We start from the raw sequence: 12,670 nt of genomic DNA, 5'->3' as shown, positions 1-12,670 counted from the left end.
GCCCGGGATCTGTTTCCGGGCCGGCGAACGGCCTATCATGGTCCCGGAGGAGGGACCATGCAGCGCGCCGGCCGATTCGTTCCTGCCGCGGACATCCTGCGGCCCGTAATCCGGGAGGTGGGCGAGGCGCGCGGATTTCTGGCGACGCGGCTTCTCACCCACTGGCCCGAGATCGTAGGCGAGGAGATCGCGCGCCTGGCGCGACCACTGGAGGTGCGCCATCCGCGCCCATCCCGGAAGGGCGCTCCCGACGGCGCCACGCTGGTGGTGCTGGCCGTGGGCGCCGCTGCCCTGCGCCTCGAGATGGAGCGCGACCGCATCTGCGACCGGGTGAATGCCTGCTACGGCTACAAGGCCGTCGCGCGCCTGCGCATCCGGCAGACGAGCGCGGCCGCCTTTGCCGCGGGATCCGCTCCGCCCGCCCCGCCGGTTCCGCCTGCCGCATCCGGGCCTGCCGCCCTCGCCGAAACATGCGGCGCCGAGGGCATCAACGACACGCGATTGCGACTTGCGCTTGCCGCCCTTGCAGCCAATGTCCTGAGCCGCAGCGCCCCTGACGGCGCCCAGGACGGAGAGCCCGCGACATGACACCCCTTCTTCCGGCTTCCATCGCGGCGCTGCTGGCCGCCCTGCCGCTGGCCGCCCAGGAGGCTCCGGCCGATCCCGCTCCCGCGGCAGCGGACGAGGCGGTCGCCGAGATGGCGCCGGCGCTCGACGAGGCGCCCGCCGAAACGACGGAGGGGACGGGGACCGAGGTCGCCGCCGACGAGCCGCAGGAGGTGGCCCCCGGCATCTTCGAGATGACGCTGGGCAATCCCGAGGCGCCCGTCCGGATGATCGAATACGGCTCGCTCACCTGCCCGCACTGCGCCGCCTGGCACGCCAACGGCTATCCCCAGCTCAAGGAGCAGTTCATCGACACGGGCAAGGTCCACTACACCTTCCGGGAGGTGTATTTCGACCGCTACGGCCTCTGGGCCTCGATGGTGGCGCGCTGTGCCGGTCCCATGCGCTTCTTCCCTGTCCTGGACCAGCTCTTCGCGCAGCAGAGGCAATGGGTCGGCGACGGGTCTCCGGCCGCCATCGCCGACAACCTCCGGCGGATCGGACTGGCCTCGGGTCTGACGGCGGAGGCGCTGGACGCCTGCCTGAGCGATGCGGAGAAGGCCGAAGCGCTGGTCGCCTGGTGGCAGGGAAATGCCGAGGCCGACGGCATCAACAGCACTCCGACCTTCATCATCAACGGCGAGCGTCATTCCAACATGGGCTGGGAGGCGATGCGCCAGCTGCTCGACGCCGAATACGTCGCGGCCGCCGCCGAGTGAGCCCATCCGCCGCCACGGCCGCTCCGCCCCTCGCGGGGTTGAAGGTGCTCGAGCTCGCCCGCATTCTCGCGGGGCCCTGGGCGGGCCAGTTCCTGGCCGATCTGGGAGCCTCCGTGGTGAAGGTCGAGGCGCCGGAGGGCGACGACACGCGCCGCTGGGGTCCGCCCTGGATCGAGCGGGACGGCGAACGGGCCGCGGCCTACTTCCATGCGGCCAACCGGGGCAAGAAGTCGGTCGTGGCCGACTTCTCCACCCCCGAGGGCCGTGATCTCGTCTGCCGTCTGGCGGCCGAGGCGGACGTCGTCATCGAGAACTTCCGGGTCGGCGGTCTCGACCGCTTCGGCCTGGGCTGGGAGGCCCTTTCGGCGGTCAATCCCCGTCTGGTCTGGTGCTCGATTACCGGGTTCGGCCAGGACGGGCCTTATGCGGCCCGGGCGGGCTACGACTTCATCATCCAGGGCATGAGCGGACTCATGTCCTTTACCGGCGAACCCGAGGGCGAACCGATGAAGGTCGGGGTCGCGGTGGTGGACCTGTTCACCGGCGTCTATGCCGCCGCCGCGATCCTGGCTGCCCTGCGCGAGCGCGACGCCACCGGTCTGGGACAGCGGGTGGACATGGCGCTTCTGGATGTGGGCGTGGCCATGGCTGCCAACCAGGCGATGAACTTCCTCGCCTCGGGGCACCCGCCGGGACGGCTCGGGAACGCCCATCCAAACATCGTGCCCTATCAGATCTTTCCCTGCGCGGACGGACACGTGATCCTGGCTGTGGGCAACGATGCCCAGCACCGGCGGCTCTGTGGCCTGCTGGGTGTGCCCGGACTGGCCGATCCGCCCTGGGACACCAATCCGGGCCGGCTCGCCCATCGGGCCGAACTGGTGCGGCGGATCGCGGAGCAGACCGTCCGGTTCACGCGCGCCGACCTTCTGGCGGCCTGCGAGGCGCAGGGTGTCCCTGCGGGGCCGATCAATACCATGGCGGACGTGTTCGACGATCCGCAGGTCGCCGCCCGCGGCCTGCGGATCGAAGCGGAGGACGTGCCGGGGGTGCGCTCGCCCGTCCGCTTTTCCCGCTCGCCGCTGGTGCTGGCGCGCCCCTCGCCGCGGCTCGGGGCGGATCAGGATGACCCGGACCTCTGGGGCGAGGCCGGCGGCGCATAGGCCGCAAACAGCCGATCGAGCGCGGCGTCGAGCGGGCTCCAGTCCTCGCTCGCGAGCCGTACGGGCAGGACGAGAACGCGCCCGCGACATTCCGGGGGAAGCCGCACCGCATCCTTTTCGGTGGTCACGAGCCGCGCCCCCAGTGCCTGCGCCTCCGCCTCCAGCCGCGCAAACAGCCGCGGCGGAATCGGCTGATGATCCGCAAGCGCGCGCGTTCCAGCCAGATCGACGCCCAGACCCCGCAAGGTGGCAAAGAACTTGTCCGGCACCCCGATCCCGGCGAAGGCCAGGGCGCGCAACCCCTCCCACGGCATCCCCGTGGGCAGGGGCCGCACCATCGCCCGCAGGCGCGGCAATCGTGCGACCAGGGGAGCCCAGCGTCGCTCGAACGCCTCCTGGGCCTCGGGCGGCCCCAGCGTGACCAGCAGGTCGGCCCGGGACACCCCGTCGCGCGGCAGCTCGCGCAGGGGACCGGCCGGAAGCGGCAGACCGTTGCCCCAGCCGCGTGCGGCATCCACGACGAGCAGGGACAGATCCTTCGGCGGAGCGGGATTCTGGAGCCCGTCGTCGAGAACGATCGCCTTCGCCCCGGCAGAGGCGGCGGCGCGGACCCCCTGGGCGCGGTCGCGGGCGATCCAGGTCGGCGCAAAGGCCGACAGCAGAAGCGGCTCGTCGCCGACGTCGCCGGCGCTGTGGACGGGCCCGACCTGCACGGGACCGGGCAGCCGGCCGCCATAGCCCCGCGAAACCAGATGGACCTTCACGCCCCGCACGGTCAGCCGCTCGGCGAGCGCGATCACCACCGGCGTCTTGCCGGCGCCGCCCGCCTCGAGATTGCCGACGCAGATCACGGGCAGGCCGGGCGGCGAGCCGCCGCCCTGCGCGAGCCGGCGTGCCGTGGCCGCCGCATAGAGCGCCCCCAGCGGAGCGAGAAGCCGCGCCTGGCGCGCAGGCTCGGGGCGCCACCACCAGGACGGGGGCTTCACCGCAGCGCTCCGTCGAGCGCGGCGCGGACCAGATCGTGCAGCCGGTTGAGCGTTTCGGCGCCTTCCGTCGCGATGTCCCAGGCGGCGCGGGCGGAGGCGGCCGCCCGATCCGGCGCCAGAAGCGACTCGACCGCATGGCCCAGCTCGACTCCGTTGCGGACGGCGCGGGCGCCGCCCGCCGCGTCGAGACGTCCCCAGGCTCCGGTATGCGGGGCCGTCACGGGACCATGGATCAGCGCCGAGCCCAGTGCGGCCGCCTCGAAGGGGTGCCGCCCGCCGGGTCCGCCCGGCAAGGTGCCGCCCAGATAGGCCACGGGGGCCAGGCGCAGCCAGAGCCCCGTCTCCCCGGTGCCGTCGGCCAGATAGACGGCGGCATCTTCCTCGGGCTCGGCGCCCTCCGCCCGCAGCGCGACCCGCAGACCGGCTTCGGTCAGGCCGCGCGCCATGGCGGAGCCCTCGTCGGGATCGCGGGGGGCGATCAGCAGCAGCAGCCGATGGGCCGCACGGCTGGCCAGACGATGGGCCGCGGCGACCTGCGCGAGTTCGGAGAGCGGCAGGTCCGCAGCGAGCCAGACCGGACGCGCTCCGATCAGGGCAGCGAGGTCGCGCCGTTCGCGCTCGTTGCAGGGCAGCACGACCGGGGGCGCCTCGAGCGGAGGGCGCAGTTCGATGCGTTCCGGGGGCAGGCCCGCCCGGGCCAGACGGTCGGCGGACACCCGCCCGGTGACGAGCGCGCGAGCGAAGAGCGGCACGACCGCCGCAGAAAGGCCCGGCATCCATCCCCCCTGGGCCAGGAGCCGCGGGTTCGGCGCGCCTTCGGCCAGAACGAGCGGAAGGCCGGCCCGCGCGGCCCGCGCCAGCAGATTGGGCCGCAGGCCGCCGCCGCACCAGACGGCGGCATCGGGCCGCCACCGGTCCAGGAAGGCCTGCACCGCCGCGGGCGCTTCGGACGGCACGGGCCGCAGGCTGGGCCGGATCGCCCCCGAGGCGAGCGCCGCCGCGCAGGTCGGACGGGCCGCTGCCTCCGCCGGAAGGGTCAGCAGACAGGCGACCCCATCCTCGCGCTCGAGCCGCTCGGCCAGCGCCAGAAGCGAAGGCAGCCGACCCTCGCTGTCGCTGTGCAGCCAGACCAGGCAGCCCCCGCCCCGCCCGGCGCCGTCAGTCTCGCCGCCCTGCTGGTCGGCAGCCGCGGCCGACAGGGCCGCCCAGGCGGTCAGCGCCAGAGGATGGCGCGGCACCCCTGCGCTCCTCAGCCCTCCATGGCCTGCGGGACGGCGGACCCGGCCTGCTCCTCGTCGCGCAGGCGATGCAGGTGGGCGATGAAGTAGCGCATGTGGGCATCGTCCACGGTCCGCTGGGCTTCGGCCTTCCAGGCGGCAAAGGCGCTGGCATAATCCGGGAACATGCCCACGATGTGGATGCGAGAGACGTCGCGGAACTCGGTCCGGGCCGGGTCCACGAGTTCGCCGCCGAACACCAGGTGGAGGCGCTGCTTGGCCATGATCGGCTCCTGAAGGAAACGGGTCGCGGCGGGTTTGGTCCGCCCCTCCGCACTCGTCAAGGGTGATGGAGCCGCATGCGCCGCCGGTCAGGCTCCCGCGACGGTCATGCCCTCCTCGATCAGGAGCGACGGGACGACGCGCGTCACGTGAGGTCTCGCATCGGACGCGGGCACGATGCGCCGGAGCATGTCGCGCAGGTTGCCCGCGACCGTCGCCTCCGAGACCGGACGGACGGGCACGCCCCCTTCGACCCAGAACCCGCCTGCCCCGCGCGAATAGTCGCCCGTGTTGGGGTTGATCGTCGATCCGATGAGCGAGGTCACCCAGAGACCCCGTCCCATCCGGCGCAGCAGGTCGTCGCGGGTCTCCGTGCCCTGGGTCAGTTCGACCGTCGTCGCGGAGGGGGCAGGCGCGCTGCCAGGCCCCCGCGCGGCATTCGCCGTGCTCCGCAGCCCCAGCCGCCGCGCCGAGGCAAGGTCGAGAAGCCATGTCGTCAGCCGCCCCTCCTCCACCAGGGCCTTGGGTCGCGTCGGAAGACCTTCGGCGTCCCACAGGCGCGAGACCGGGTTGCGGGGACGATGGGGGTCCTCGCGCAGCGTCAGGCCGTCGGGCAGGACAGGCTCGCCCAGCCGGTCGAGCAGGAAGGACGATCCGCGCGCGACGGCCGCCCCGTTGATCGCCGACAGAAGGTGTCCGATGAGAGAGCCCGCCACCCTCTCGTCGAACAGGACGGGGAACGCGCCCGTGGGCGGCTTGCTCGCCCCCTCGCGGGCGGCTGCGCGCTCGCCGGCCGTCCGGCCGATCTCCTCGGGTGAACGCAGGTCGGAGGCGTGGACACGGCTGTCATAGTCCCAGTCGCGTTCCATCGCGGTGCCCTGCCCGCTGATGGCAGAACAGGACAGGCCGCGCTCGGTCCGCGTGTAGGCACCGGCAAAGCCGTTGGTGGCGGCCAGGGCGATCTCCCGGCGCGACCAGCCGGCAGAGGCCGATTCGACCTGCGTCACGCCCCGCACGCCCAGCGCGGCGGCCTCGGCGCGACGGGCCTGCTCCTCGAGGGCAGAGGGGTCGGGCTCGGGAGATCGGTCCTCGAGATCGAGCGACTCCATGGCCCGGGCGGTGGCGAGCTCTCCGGGATCGGCAAGACCCGCGGTGTCGTCCTCCGGCGCCTCCCGCGCCATGGCGACGGCCCGCTCCGCCAGCTGGGTCAGGACGGGCTCGCGGGGGTCGGAGACCGACACGGCCGCCTGCCGCCGTCCCACGAGGACGCGCAGACCCAGATCGATCCCTTCGGCGCGCTGCGCCTCCTCCAGTCGTCCGCCGCGGACTTCGACGGACAGGGAGGCGCCGCGCACCACGAGGGCGTCGGCGGCGTCGGCCCCCGCGCGACGCGCAAGGTCCAGAAGCCGGGCGGCAAGTTCGGCAGGCGAATCCATGAACGATCCTTCGCGGCAGGTGGGTCGCGATCGGGCGCAGGAAAACCGGGCCGCAGCAGCCCGGCCGCGATCCTACTGGATGCGCTGTCCGTTGACGAGGATCTGCCCCTCGGCTGTGGCCTCGATCCGGCTGGTGAGCTCGTCCGGGCCGACCGCCGTGGCGAAGGCGCCCAGCATCATCCGTGCAGGGAGCATCTGGTCGGGCTGGAGAAGGCCCAGTGCGGCGAGGTTGTCGAGCAGGGCATTAACCCCCACGAGGCGGAACTCGGCCGTGCCCTCGGGGCGCGGCAGGCCGCCCATCGTCTCCAGATCGGTGTTGTCGAGCGTGAAGGCACCGCTGCCCGTCACCTCTGCTCCGCCGAGCGACAGGACCAGCGTCTCGATCTCCACCGAGTCGATCTGCCCCGGGGGCTCGGCGGCCTCCGCCAAGGCGGGATCGGTCAGGTCCGAGAACAGGGTCGCCAGTCCCGACAGGCTGAGCGTCAGGGTCGCAGGATCGCGCGGCAGTACCCCGCCCGGATCGAAGGTCTGCCAGATCTCCTCGTTGAGGGCGAAGCCGGCGAGGTTGAGCCCGAGCGCCCAGGGCCTCGGCTCGTCGCTGGCAGCCAGCGGCATCAGCAGGTCCACCGAGTAATCGGCGATGCTGGCCTCGATCGGAAAGGGCAGCTGATCGCCGGTGGCCGCGAGCGCAAGGGAGACAACCTGGGAACTGTAGCTGACCTCCTCGCCGCTGGCGGCGAAGGAGAGCGTTCCGGCACCGGTCGCGACCGTGCCGTTGAGGCTGCCCATGTCGGGATCGGCTACCTCGAAGAGGTAGCTGGCCGAGGCATACTCATAGCCGCCCTCCATGGACAGGCCGTCGCGCAGGGCGGTCTCGGGCGAGTCGAGCGCGGCCGCGGGCATGTCGAGCAGGATCTGCAGGGCCATGTCGCTGACACGCCCCGAGAGCATCACATGGCCTCCGGTCTCCGCATCGGGAATGTCGAGCAGCAGGTCGAGCGTGCCGGCCTCCCAGTCGTAGTCGAAGCCCCTGTCCTCGCCCGGAAGACCGGTGGACACGGTGGTGCCCTCCAGATCGTTGAGCGCGAGGAGGAACTCGGCGGGCACCGCCTCTCCATCCTCGGCGAGCGAGTCGAGCTCGAGCGAGAAGCGGTCGGCGGACAGGTCGTAGGTCATCGCCCCCGGCTCGCCCGATACGGTCATCGCGAGCCCGGCCTGGCGGAAGAGGAGGCGGGCCTCTGACGCGCCGGTGCCGGCCTCCGGGTCGGCGGGCGCGGAGATGGTCATGGGATATTCCGGCGACATCGTGACGGTCACAGTACCGTCGTCGTTCTCGGTCATCACCACTTCGGGCACCCGGCCCGCCACCACGGTGCCGTCCTCGCTCTCGAAGGAAAAGGCGATGTCGCGAACGGTCAGCACGCCTGCAGCATAATCCTGCGCGCCGATCGTGACGCCCTCCTCGCCATAGACGTTCAGGCCGGACAGCCAGTCATCGAACACCTGCTGCGCGGTCAGGTCGGCCAGGGCCGGCGACGCGGCGAGGGCCAGCGCCGAGGCGGCGCCGAGGCGGCGAAAGCGCGGTGCGATCATCGAACGGTCCTTCTCTGCGGCGCGCACGCCCACGATCCGCCACCGGGCGGACACGTGCGCCTGACGCCAAACTACGGCGCCCCAGCCACAAGGGAAAGCAGCAAAACCGCCGGGCGGACGCGATCCTCAGCGCCCCCCGCGCCGGAGCGGACCGGACCCGCGCCGCGTGGCCGAGTGAAAGCCGGGCGGCCGGCCCCGCAGCCATTCGATGAAGCGGGCCAGGCGCGGATGGGCGCGCAAGGCCTCGGCCGTGGCATAGCCCCTCGCCAGTTCCGCTTCCGTCAGCGTGGCATGGATTTCCCTGTGGCAGAGGTGGTGCAAGAGCACTGTGGGACCGCGGCCGCCCCCCTTCAGGCGCGGCACCAGATGGTGCAGGCTCTGCGGCGCGCCGGCCGGGATCGGCCGCAGGCACAGGGCACAGAGCGGCTCGCCGCGCTCCTCGGGGGGCGGGGGACCGGGCGGCGGGGGACGGGCGCGGCGGCGGGGCATGGCAGGGGATCTCGGGGCGGAAAGGCGGGCCGACAAGGGGGGCGCACCGGGGGAGGGGGATGGCAGCGTCGAACGCTGGCCGGGAGCGGTCGTCGTCGGGGCGGGACCCGCCGGGCTGATGGCGGCCGAAGCCTTGTGTGCCGCGGGCCGGCCGGTGCTGATCTGCGATGCCATGCCCTCGCCGGCGCGCAAGTTCCTGATGGCCGGCCGGTCCGGGCTCAACCTGACCAAGAACGAACCGGAGGAGATGTTCAGGGCCGCCTATGGCGCGGCGCTCCCGCCGGCCCTGGACCGGGCGCTTGCGGAGTTCGGCCCCGAGGCGGCGATGGCCTGGGCCCGGGGATTGGGGCAGGACCTGTTTACCGGATCGACCGGGCGCGTGTTTCCGCTGGCCTGGAAGGCCTCGCCGCTCCTGCGCGCCTGGCTCGCCCGCCTCACGGCAGCAGGCGCGGTCCTCAGGATGCGCTGGCGCTGGACCGGCTGGGCCGGAGCGGCCCTCCGCTTCGCCACCCCCCAGGGCACCTGGCAGGTGCAGGCGCAGGCGACCGTCCTCGCGCTGGGCGGGGCGAGCTGGAGCCGGCTGGGTTCGGACGGGACCTGGTCCGCCCGGTTCCCCCCCGGCCTGACGGCGCCCTTCGCGCCCTCCAATGCCGGTCTGTCGGTGTCCTGGTCGCCTCCCATGGAACGGGTCTTCGGACAAGCCGTGAAGGCCGCCGCCTGGATCGCTGGCGATGTGGTCTCGCGCGGAGAGGTGGTGGTCGGGGCCCGAGGGCTCGAGGGGGGCGGTCTTTACGCGCTCTCGCGTCCGCTGCGGGAGGGCGCGCCGCTCCGGCTCGACCTCTTTCCCGATCTGACAACAGAGGCGCTGCGCGCGCGGCTGGGGCCGGCGGGCGGGCGCGACAGCCTCGCCAACCGGCTGCGCAAGCGGCTGGGGCTGAAAGGGGTGCGAGCGGCGCTGCTGCACGAATGGGGCCGTCCCCTGCCCGGGGATCTCGCCCCCCTTCTCAAGGCGCTGCCGGTCCGACACCACGGATTCCGTCCGCTTGACGAGGCCATCTCCACCGCGGGAGGCCTGCGCTTCGCGGCGCTCACCGACGGGCTCATGCTGCACAACCGGGCCGGGACCTTCGCGGCCGGCGAGATGCTGGACTGGGATGCACCGACCGGCGGCTATCTTCTGACGGCCTGCCTGGCCACGGGCCGGCTGGCCGGGATCGGGGCCGCAGCCTGGATCGCGGCGGCGGAAAGCCCCCGCGACGGAGCGCGGGACGAGGAGAACGGCTTTTCATCGGGGTCCGCTTCCGCTTAGGTGGCAGCGATCGCGATCAGGAGGTGCCCCATGGCCCGCTCCCTCTTCCGACCGCTCCGCGCTGCAAGCGCGCTGGCGCTGGCCGTGGCCGTTCCCGCCGGAGCGCAGGACGGGACCAACTACACGCTCTACGGCACGCCGGGTCTGATCGAGATGCCTTCCGCGATCAGCGCACCGGACGGGCAGATCGCGGGCACCCTGGGCTGGCGCGGGCGCGAACTGCGCAACTCCTTCACCTTCCAGGTGACGCCGCGGCTCTCGGGCACCTTCCGCTATGCCGGCATCGACGGCTATGCCGAGGAGGGGGAGGGCTACTGGGACCGCTCCTTCGACCTCCGGTTCCGCCTGACCGACGAGGGGCCGGTCATGCCGGCCATCGCGATCGGCCTTCAGGATTTCCTCGGCACGGGACTCTATGCGTCCGAGTATCTCGTGGCGACCAAGACGATCGGAAGCGCCTTCCGCGTGACCACGGGCCTGGGCTGGGGGCGGCTCGGCACCTATAACGGCTTCACCAACCCGCTCGGCGCTCTCGACGACCGTTTCGAGGAACGTCCCGTGGGATTCCTGCCGGGCGATCCGGGCGGCACGCCCTCCTACGAGACGTTCTTCCGCGGCGATGCGGCCCTGTTCGGCGGCATCGAGTGGGCGCCCAACGAACGCTGGATCGTCACGGCCGAATATTCCTCGGACGACGGCTACACGACCTTCCAGGGCGAGCCCCTGTTCGAGCGTCGCACGCCGCTCAACTTCGGCGTCGCCTGGACGCCCCTGCCCGGCATCCAGCTGGGTCTCGGCTATCTGTATGGCAGCGAGCTGGCCTTTCGCGGCACGATCACCGTCAATCCCAACGACCGTCCGTTCCTGAGCGGCCTCGATCCTGCGCCCCTGCCCGTGGCGGTGCGAGCCGACGGTCTCCGCGCCGCCCAGAGCTGGGACCGCGCCGCCCTTCCCGAGAGCACGCTGCGCGACCGCCTGACCGCCGCGATGCGCGCCGAAGGCGTGGAACTGGCTGGCCTCGAGCTGACCGACCGGACGGCCCGGGTGCGCTATACCAACACGCGCTACCGCTCGGAGGCGCAGGCCATGGGGCGGATCGCGCGCATCCTGACGCGGGAATTGCCGCCCTCCATCGAGCGGCTCACGCTGGAGCCGATGCAGAGGGGCATCCCCCTGTCGGCCGTCACCTTCGCACGCTCGGACATCGAGGATCTGGAAAACCGCGTCGGCGGGACCGCCGCCAGCCTGGCCCGAGCCGAGTTCGACGATGCCGGCCCCTCGGCGGGTCTCACGCCCGTCCCGTCGCCGCGCGACCCCTTCTCCTGGGGGGTCCGGCCGTATTTCGGACTGACGCTGTTCAATGCGGGAAGCCCGATCCAGTTCAGCGCCGGCGCGGAACTCTCGGCTGCCTACCGCATCCAGCCCAACCTGATCCTGTCGGGGGCCGTGCGGCAGCGCGTCATCAGCTCGGGCCTGCGCGACCTCGAGCCGGCCGAGCCCATCGCGGGCATCCCCGTGGTGCGCCGCGACCAGGGCCTTTATGGCCGCGACGGCCATCCGGTTCTCCAGACCCTGACGCTGTCGCATTACGGCCGGCCCGGCCGCGATCTCTACAGCCGCGTCACCGCCGGCTATCTCGAGGCCATGTATGGCGGGGTCTCGGGCGAGCTGCTCTATGCCCCGGTCAGCACCCGCTGGGCGCTGGGCGCCGAGATCAACTATGCCGTCCAGCGCGACTTCGACATGCTCCTGGGCTTCCGCGACTACGACACGGTGACCGGGCACGCCTCGCTCTACTACGATCTGGGCAACGGCTTCCATGCGCAGGTCGATGCCGGGCGCTACCTTGCGGGGGATTGGGGTGCGACCCTCGCCGTGGATCGGGAATTCGAGAACGGCTGGCGCGTCGGCGCCTATGCGACGCTCACCGACATCCCGTTCGAGGATTTCGGCGAGGGATCGTTCGACAAGGGCATCCGGTTCACCGTGCCGATCGACTTCGTGCTCGGCCGGCCCACGCGGCGCGATCTGACCAACACGATCCGGTCGCTCAACCGCGACGGCGGAGCGCGGCTCAACGTGGAGGGCCGCCTCTACGAGGTCGTCCGCGGCGGGCGCTATGCGGATCTCGAGGATACATGGGGGCGGTTCTGGCGATGACACGGACCCTGCTCGCGGCGGCCGCCGCGCTCCTGCTGGCCGGCTGCGGCGGCCCTCCCCCCGATGCGCCGCCCGGGGCGTCCGCGGCCGAAACCCGGGTCCTCGCGGTCGCCCAGGGGATCGGCCGCCTGTTCGGCGGCAGCGCGGTGGACGATGTCGGCCGCCCGCCGGTCGGACCGGAGCAGTTCGCGCCGGAGGCGATCGCTGCCGCTCCCGGCGCCTACCGGATCGTCCAGATCAACGCCCTCGGAATCAACGAACTGGGCCGGATCATCCAGACCAACGGTCCGCGAACGACGCTCGCGCTCCAGTCCGGGCCGACCGCCGCCTTCGATGCCGGCATCCTGACCGCCACGCGGGGGTTCGGCGACGATCTGCTCACCATCGACGCGCCGGGCCTTCTGGGACTTCTCCGGGCAGGCGGCGGCAGCCTCACCCGCACGGCCGAGACGCTCGACGCGCAGGATCAGGTCGTGACCACCCGCTTTGCCTGCCAGGTCAGGCCAGCCGGACGAGAGACGGTGGATCTCGGCCTCAGGCAGGCTACCCTCGCCCGCTTCGACGAGAATTGCCGGAGCGACCGGCTCATCTTCGACAACATCTACTGGCTCGACGAACGGGGAGAGATCGCGGCATCCCGGCAATACGTCTCGCCGACTGTTGCATATTTGCGCGCCAATCGGCTGTAACGACACAGAAACCGCCGCTTC

The 12,670-nt window shown here is 72.2% G+C and carries 12 protein-coding genes; 6 read left to right on the top strand and 6 right to left on the bottom strand.

Translation table 11 applies throughout. The features are described from left to right. The first annotated feature begins 57 nt into the window (after nt 1-57). From GT358_RS14585 to GT358_RS14575, 3 genes are read left to right on the top strand one after another with little or no spacing between them, the layout of a single operon-like run. Nucleotides 58-588, top strand: coding sequence for a DUF721 domain-containing protein (locus GT358_RS14585; RefSeq protein ID WP_166583366.1), 531 nt, complete (start codon nt 58-60; stop codon nt 586-588). After that, complete coding sequence (locus GT358_RS14580) at nt 585-1,325, top strand: DsbA family protein (protein WP_166583365.1); 741 nt, start codon at nt 585-587, stop codon at nt 1,323-1,325. The genes GT358_RS14585 and GT358_RS14580 overlap by 4 nt, the downstream gene beginning before the upstream one ends. After that, nucleotides 1,322-2,488, top strand: coding sequence for a CaiB/BaiF CoA-transferase family protein (locus GT358_RS14575; RefSeq protein WP_166583364.1), 1,167 nt, complete (start codon nt 1,322-1,324; stop codon nt 2,486-2,488). Before GT358_RS14580 ends, GT358_RS14575 begins: the two co-directional genes overlap by 4 nt. Here GT358_RS14575 and lpxK read toward each other — a convergent pair. The 6 genes from lpxK to GT358_RS14545 form a co-directional block, all read right to left on the bottom strand. After that, nucleotides 2,446-3,474, bottom strand: a complete 1,029-nt coding sequence (gene lpxK, locus GT358_RS16750; protein ID WP_166583363.1) for a tetraacyldisaccharide 4'-kinase — start codon at nt 3,472-3,474, stop codon at nt 2,446-2,448. The genes GT358_RS14575 and lpxK overlap by 43 nt on opposite strands. Beyond that, on the bottom strand, nt 3,471-4,712 hold the full coding sequence (locus tag GT358_RS16745) for a glycosyltransferase N-terminal domain-containing protein (protein ID WP_166583362.1): 1,242 nt from the start codon (nt 4,710-4,712) through the stop codon (nt 3,471-3,473). The genes lpxK and GT358_RS16745 overlap by 4 nt, the downstream gene beginning before the upstream one ends. A gap of 11 nt (nt 4,713-4,723) precedes the next feature. Continuing rightward, entirely contained in the window at nt 4,724-4,975 is a 252-nt protein-coding gene (locus tag GT358_RS14560; RefSeq protein ID WP_166583361.1) for a DUF4170 domain-containing protein, read from the bottom strand. 87 nt (nt 4,976-5,062) lie between these two features. Beyond that, a complete protein-coding gene (locus GT358_RS14555) occupies nt 5,063-6,409 on the bottom strand; it encodes a TldD/PmbA family protein (protein ID WP_166583360.1) in 1,347 nt (448 codons plus the stop codon). 72 nt (nt 6,410-6,481) lie between these two features. After that, nucleotides 6,482-8,002: a DUF2125 domain-containing protein gene (locus GT358_RS14550; protein ID WP_166583359.1), complete on the bottom strand. Its 1,521-nt coding sequence runs from the start codon at nt 8,000-8,002 to the stop codon at nt 6,482-6,484. 126 nt (nt 8,003-8,128) lie between these two features. After that, on the bottom strand, nt 8,129-8,491 hold the full coding sequence (locus GT358_RS14545) for a hypothetical protein (RefSeq protein WP_166583358.1): 363 nt from the start codon (nt 8,489-8,491) through the stop codon (nt 8,129-8,131). Here GT358_RS14545 and GT358_RS14540 point away from each other — a divergent pair. The 3 genes from GT358_RS14540 to GT358_RS14530 are packed head-to-tail and all read left to right on the top strand — an operon-like array spanning nt 8,490 to nt 12,649. Beyond that, the gene (locus GT358_RS14540; RefSeq protein ID WP_166583357.1) at nt 8,490-9,800 is read left to right on the top strand and encodes a TIGR03862 family flavoprotein; all 1,311 of its coding nucleotides are present in this window, start codon (nt 8,490-8,492) and stop codon (nt 9,798-9,800) included. The two genes, GT358_RS14545 and GT358_RS14540, sit on opposite strands and share 2 nt — an antisense overlap. Before the next feature lie 30 nt (nt 9,801-9,830). After that, complete coding sequence (locus tag GT358_RS14535) at nt 9,831-11,960, top strand: YjbH domain-containing protein (protein ID WP_166583356.1); 2,130 nt, start codon at nt 9,831-9,833, stop codon at nt 11,958-11,960. Next, a complete protein-coding gene (locus tag GT358_RS14530; protein ID WP_166583355.1) occupies nt 11,957-12,649 on the top strand; it encodes a YjbF family lipoprotein in 693 nt (230 codons plus the stop codon). The genes GT358_RS14535 and GT358_RS14530 overlap by 4 nt, the downstream gene beginning before the upstream one ends. Nucleotides 12,650-12,670 lie beyond the last annotated feature (21 nt).

Source organism: Rubellimicrobium sp. CFH 75288 (assembly GCF_009904055.1).
In the GTDB taxonomy this organism is placed as follows: domain Bacteria; phylum Pseudomonadota; class Alphaproteobacteria; order Rhodobacterales; family Rhodobacteraceae; genus Rubellimicrobium.
This window is presented reverse-complemented; position numbering and strand designations above follow the sequence as displayed.

Excerpts from the sequence above, each read along its gene's own strand:
- GT358_RS14585 (WP_166583366.1), top strand. The coding sequence starts at position 58 with ATGCAGCGCGCCGGCCGATTCGTTCCTGCCGCGGACATCCTGCGGCCC.
- GT358_RS14580 (WP_166583365.1), top strand. The coding sequence starts at position 585 with ATGACACCCCTTCTTCCGGCTTCCATCGCGGCGCTGCTGGCCGCCCTG.
- GT358_RS14560 (WP_166583361.1), bottom strand. The coding sequence starts at position 4,975 with ATGGCCAAGCAGCGCCTCCACCTGGTGTTCGGCGGCGAACTCGTGGAC.
- GT358_RS14555 (WP_166583360.1), bottom strand. The coding sequence starts at position 6,409 with ATGGATTCGCCTGCCGAACTTGCCGCCCGGCTTCTGGACCTTGCGCGT.
- GT358_RS14550 (WP_166583359.1), bottom strand. The coding sequence starts at position 8,002 with ATGATCGCACCGCGCTTTCGCCGCCTCGGCGCCGCCTCGGCGCTGGCC.
- GT358_RS14540 (WP_166583357.1), top strand. The coding sequence starts at position 8,490 with ATGGCAGGGGATCTCGGGGCGGAAAGGCGGGCCGACAAGGGGGGCGCA.
- GT358_RS14545 (WP_166583358.1), bottom strand. The coding sequence starts at position 8,491 with ATGCCCCGCCGCCGCGCCCGTCCCCCGCCGCCCGGTCCCCCGCCCCCC.
- GT358_RS14535 (WP_166583356.1), top strand. The coding sequence starts at position 9,831 with ATGGCCCGCTCCCTCTTCCGACCGCTCCGCGCTGCAAGCGCGCTGGCG.
- GT358_RS14530 (WP_166583355.1), top strand. The coding sequence starts at position 11,957 with ATGACACGGACCCTGCTCGCGGCGGCCGCCGCGCTCCTGCTGGCCGGC.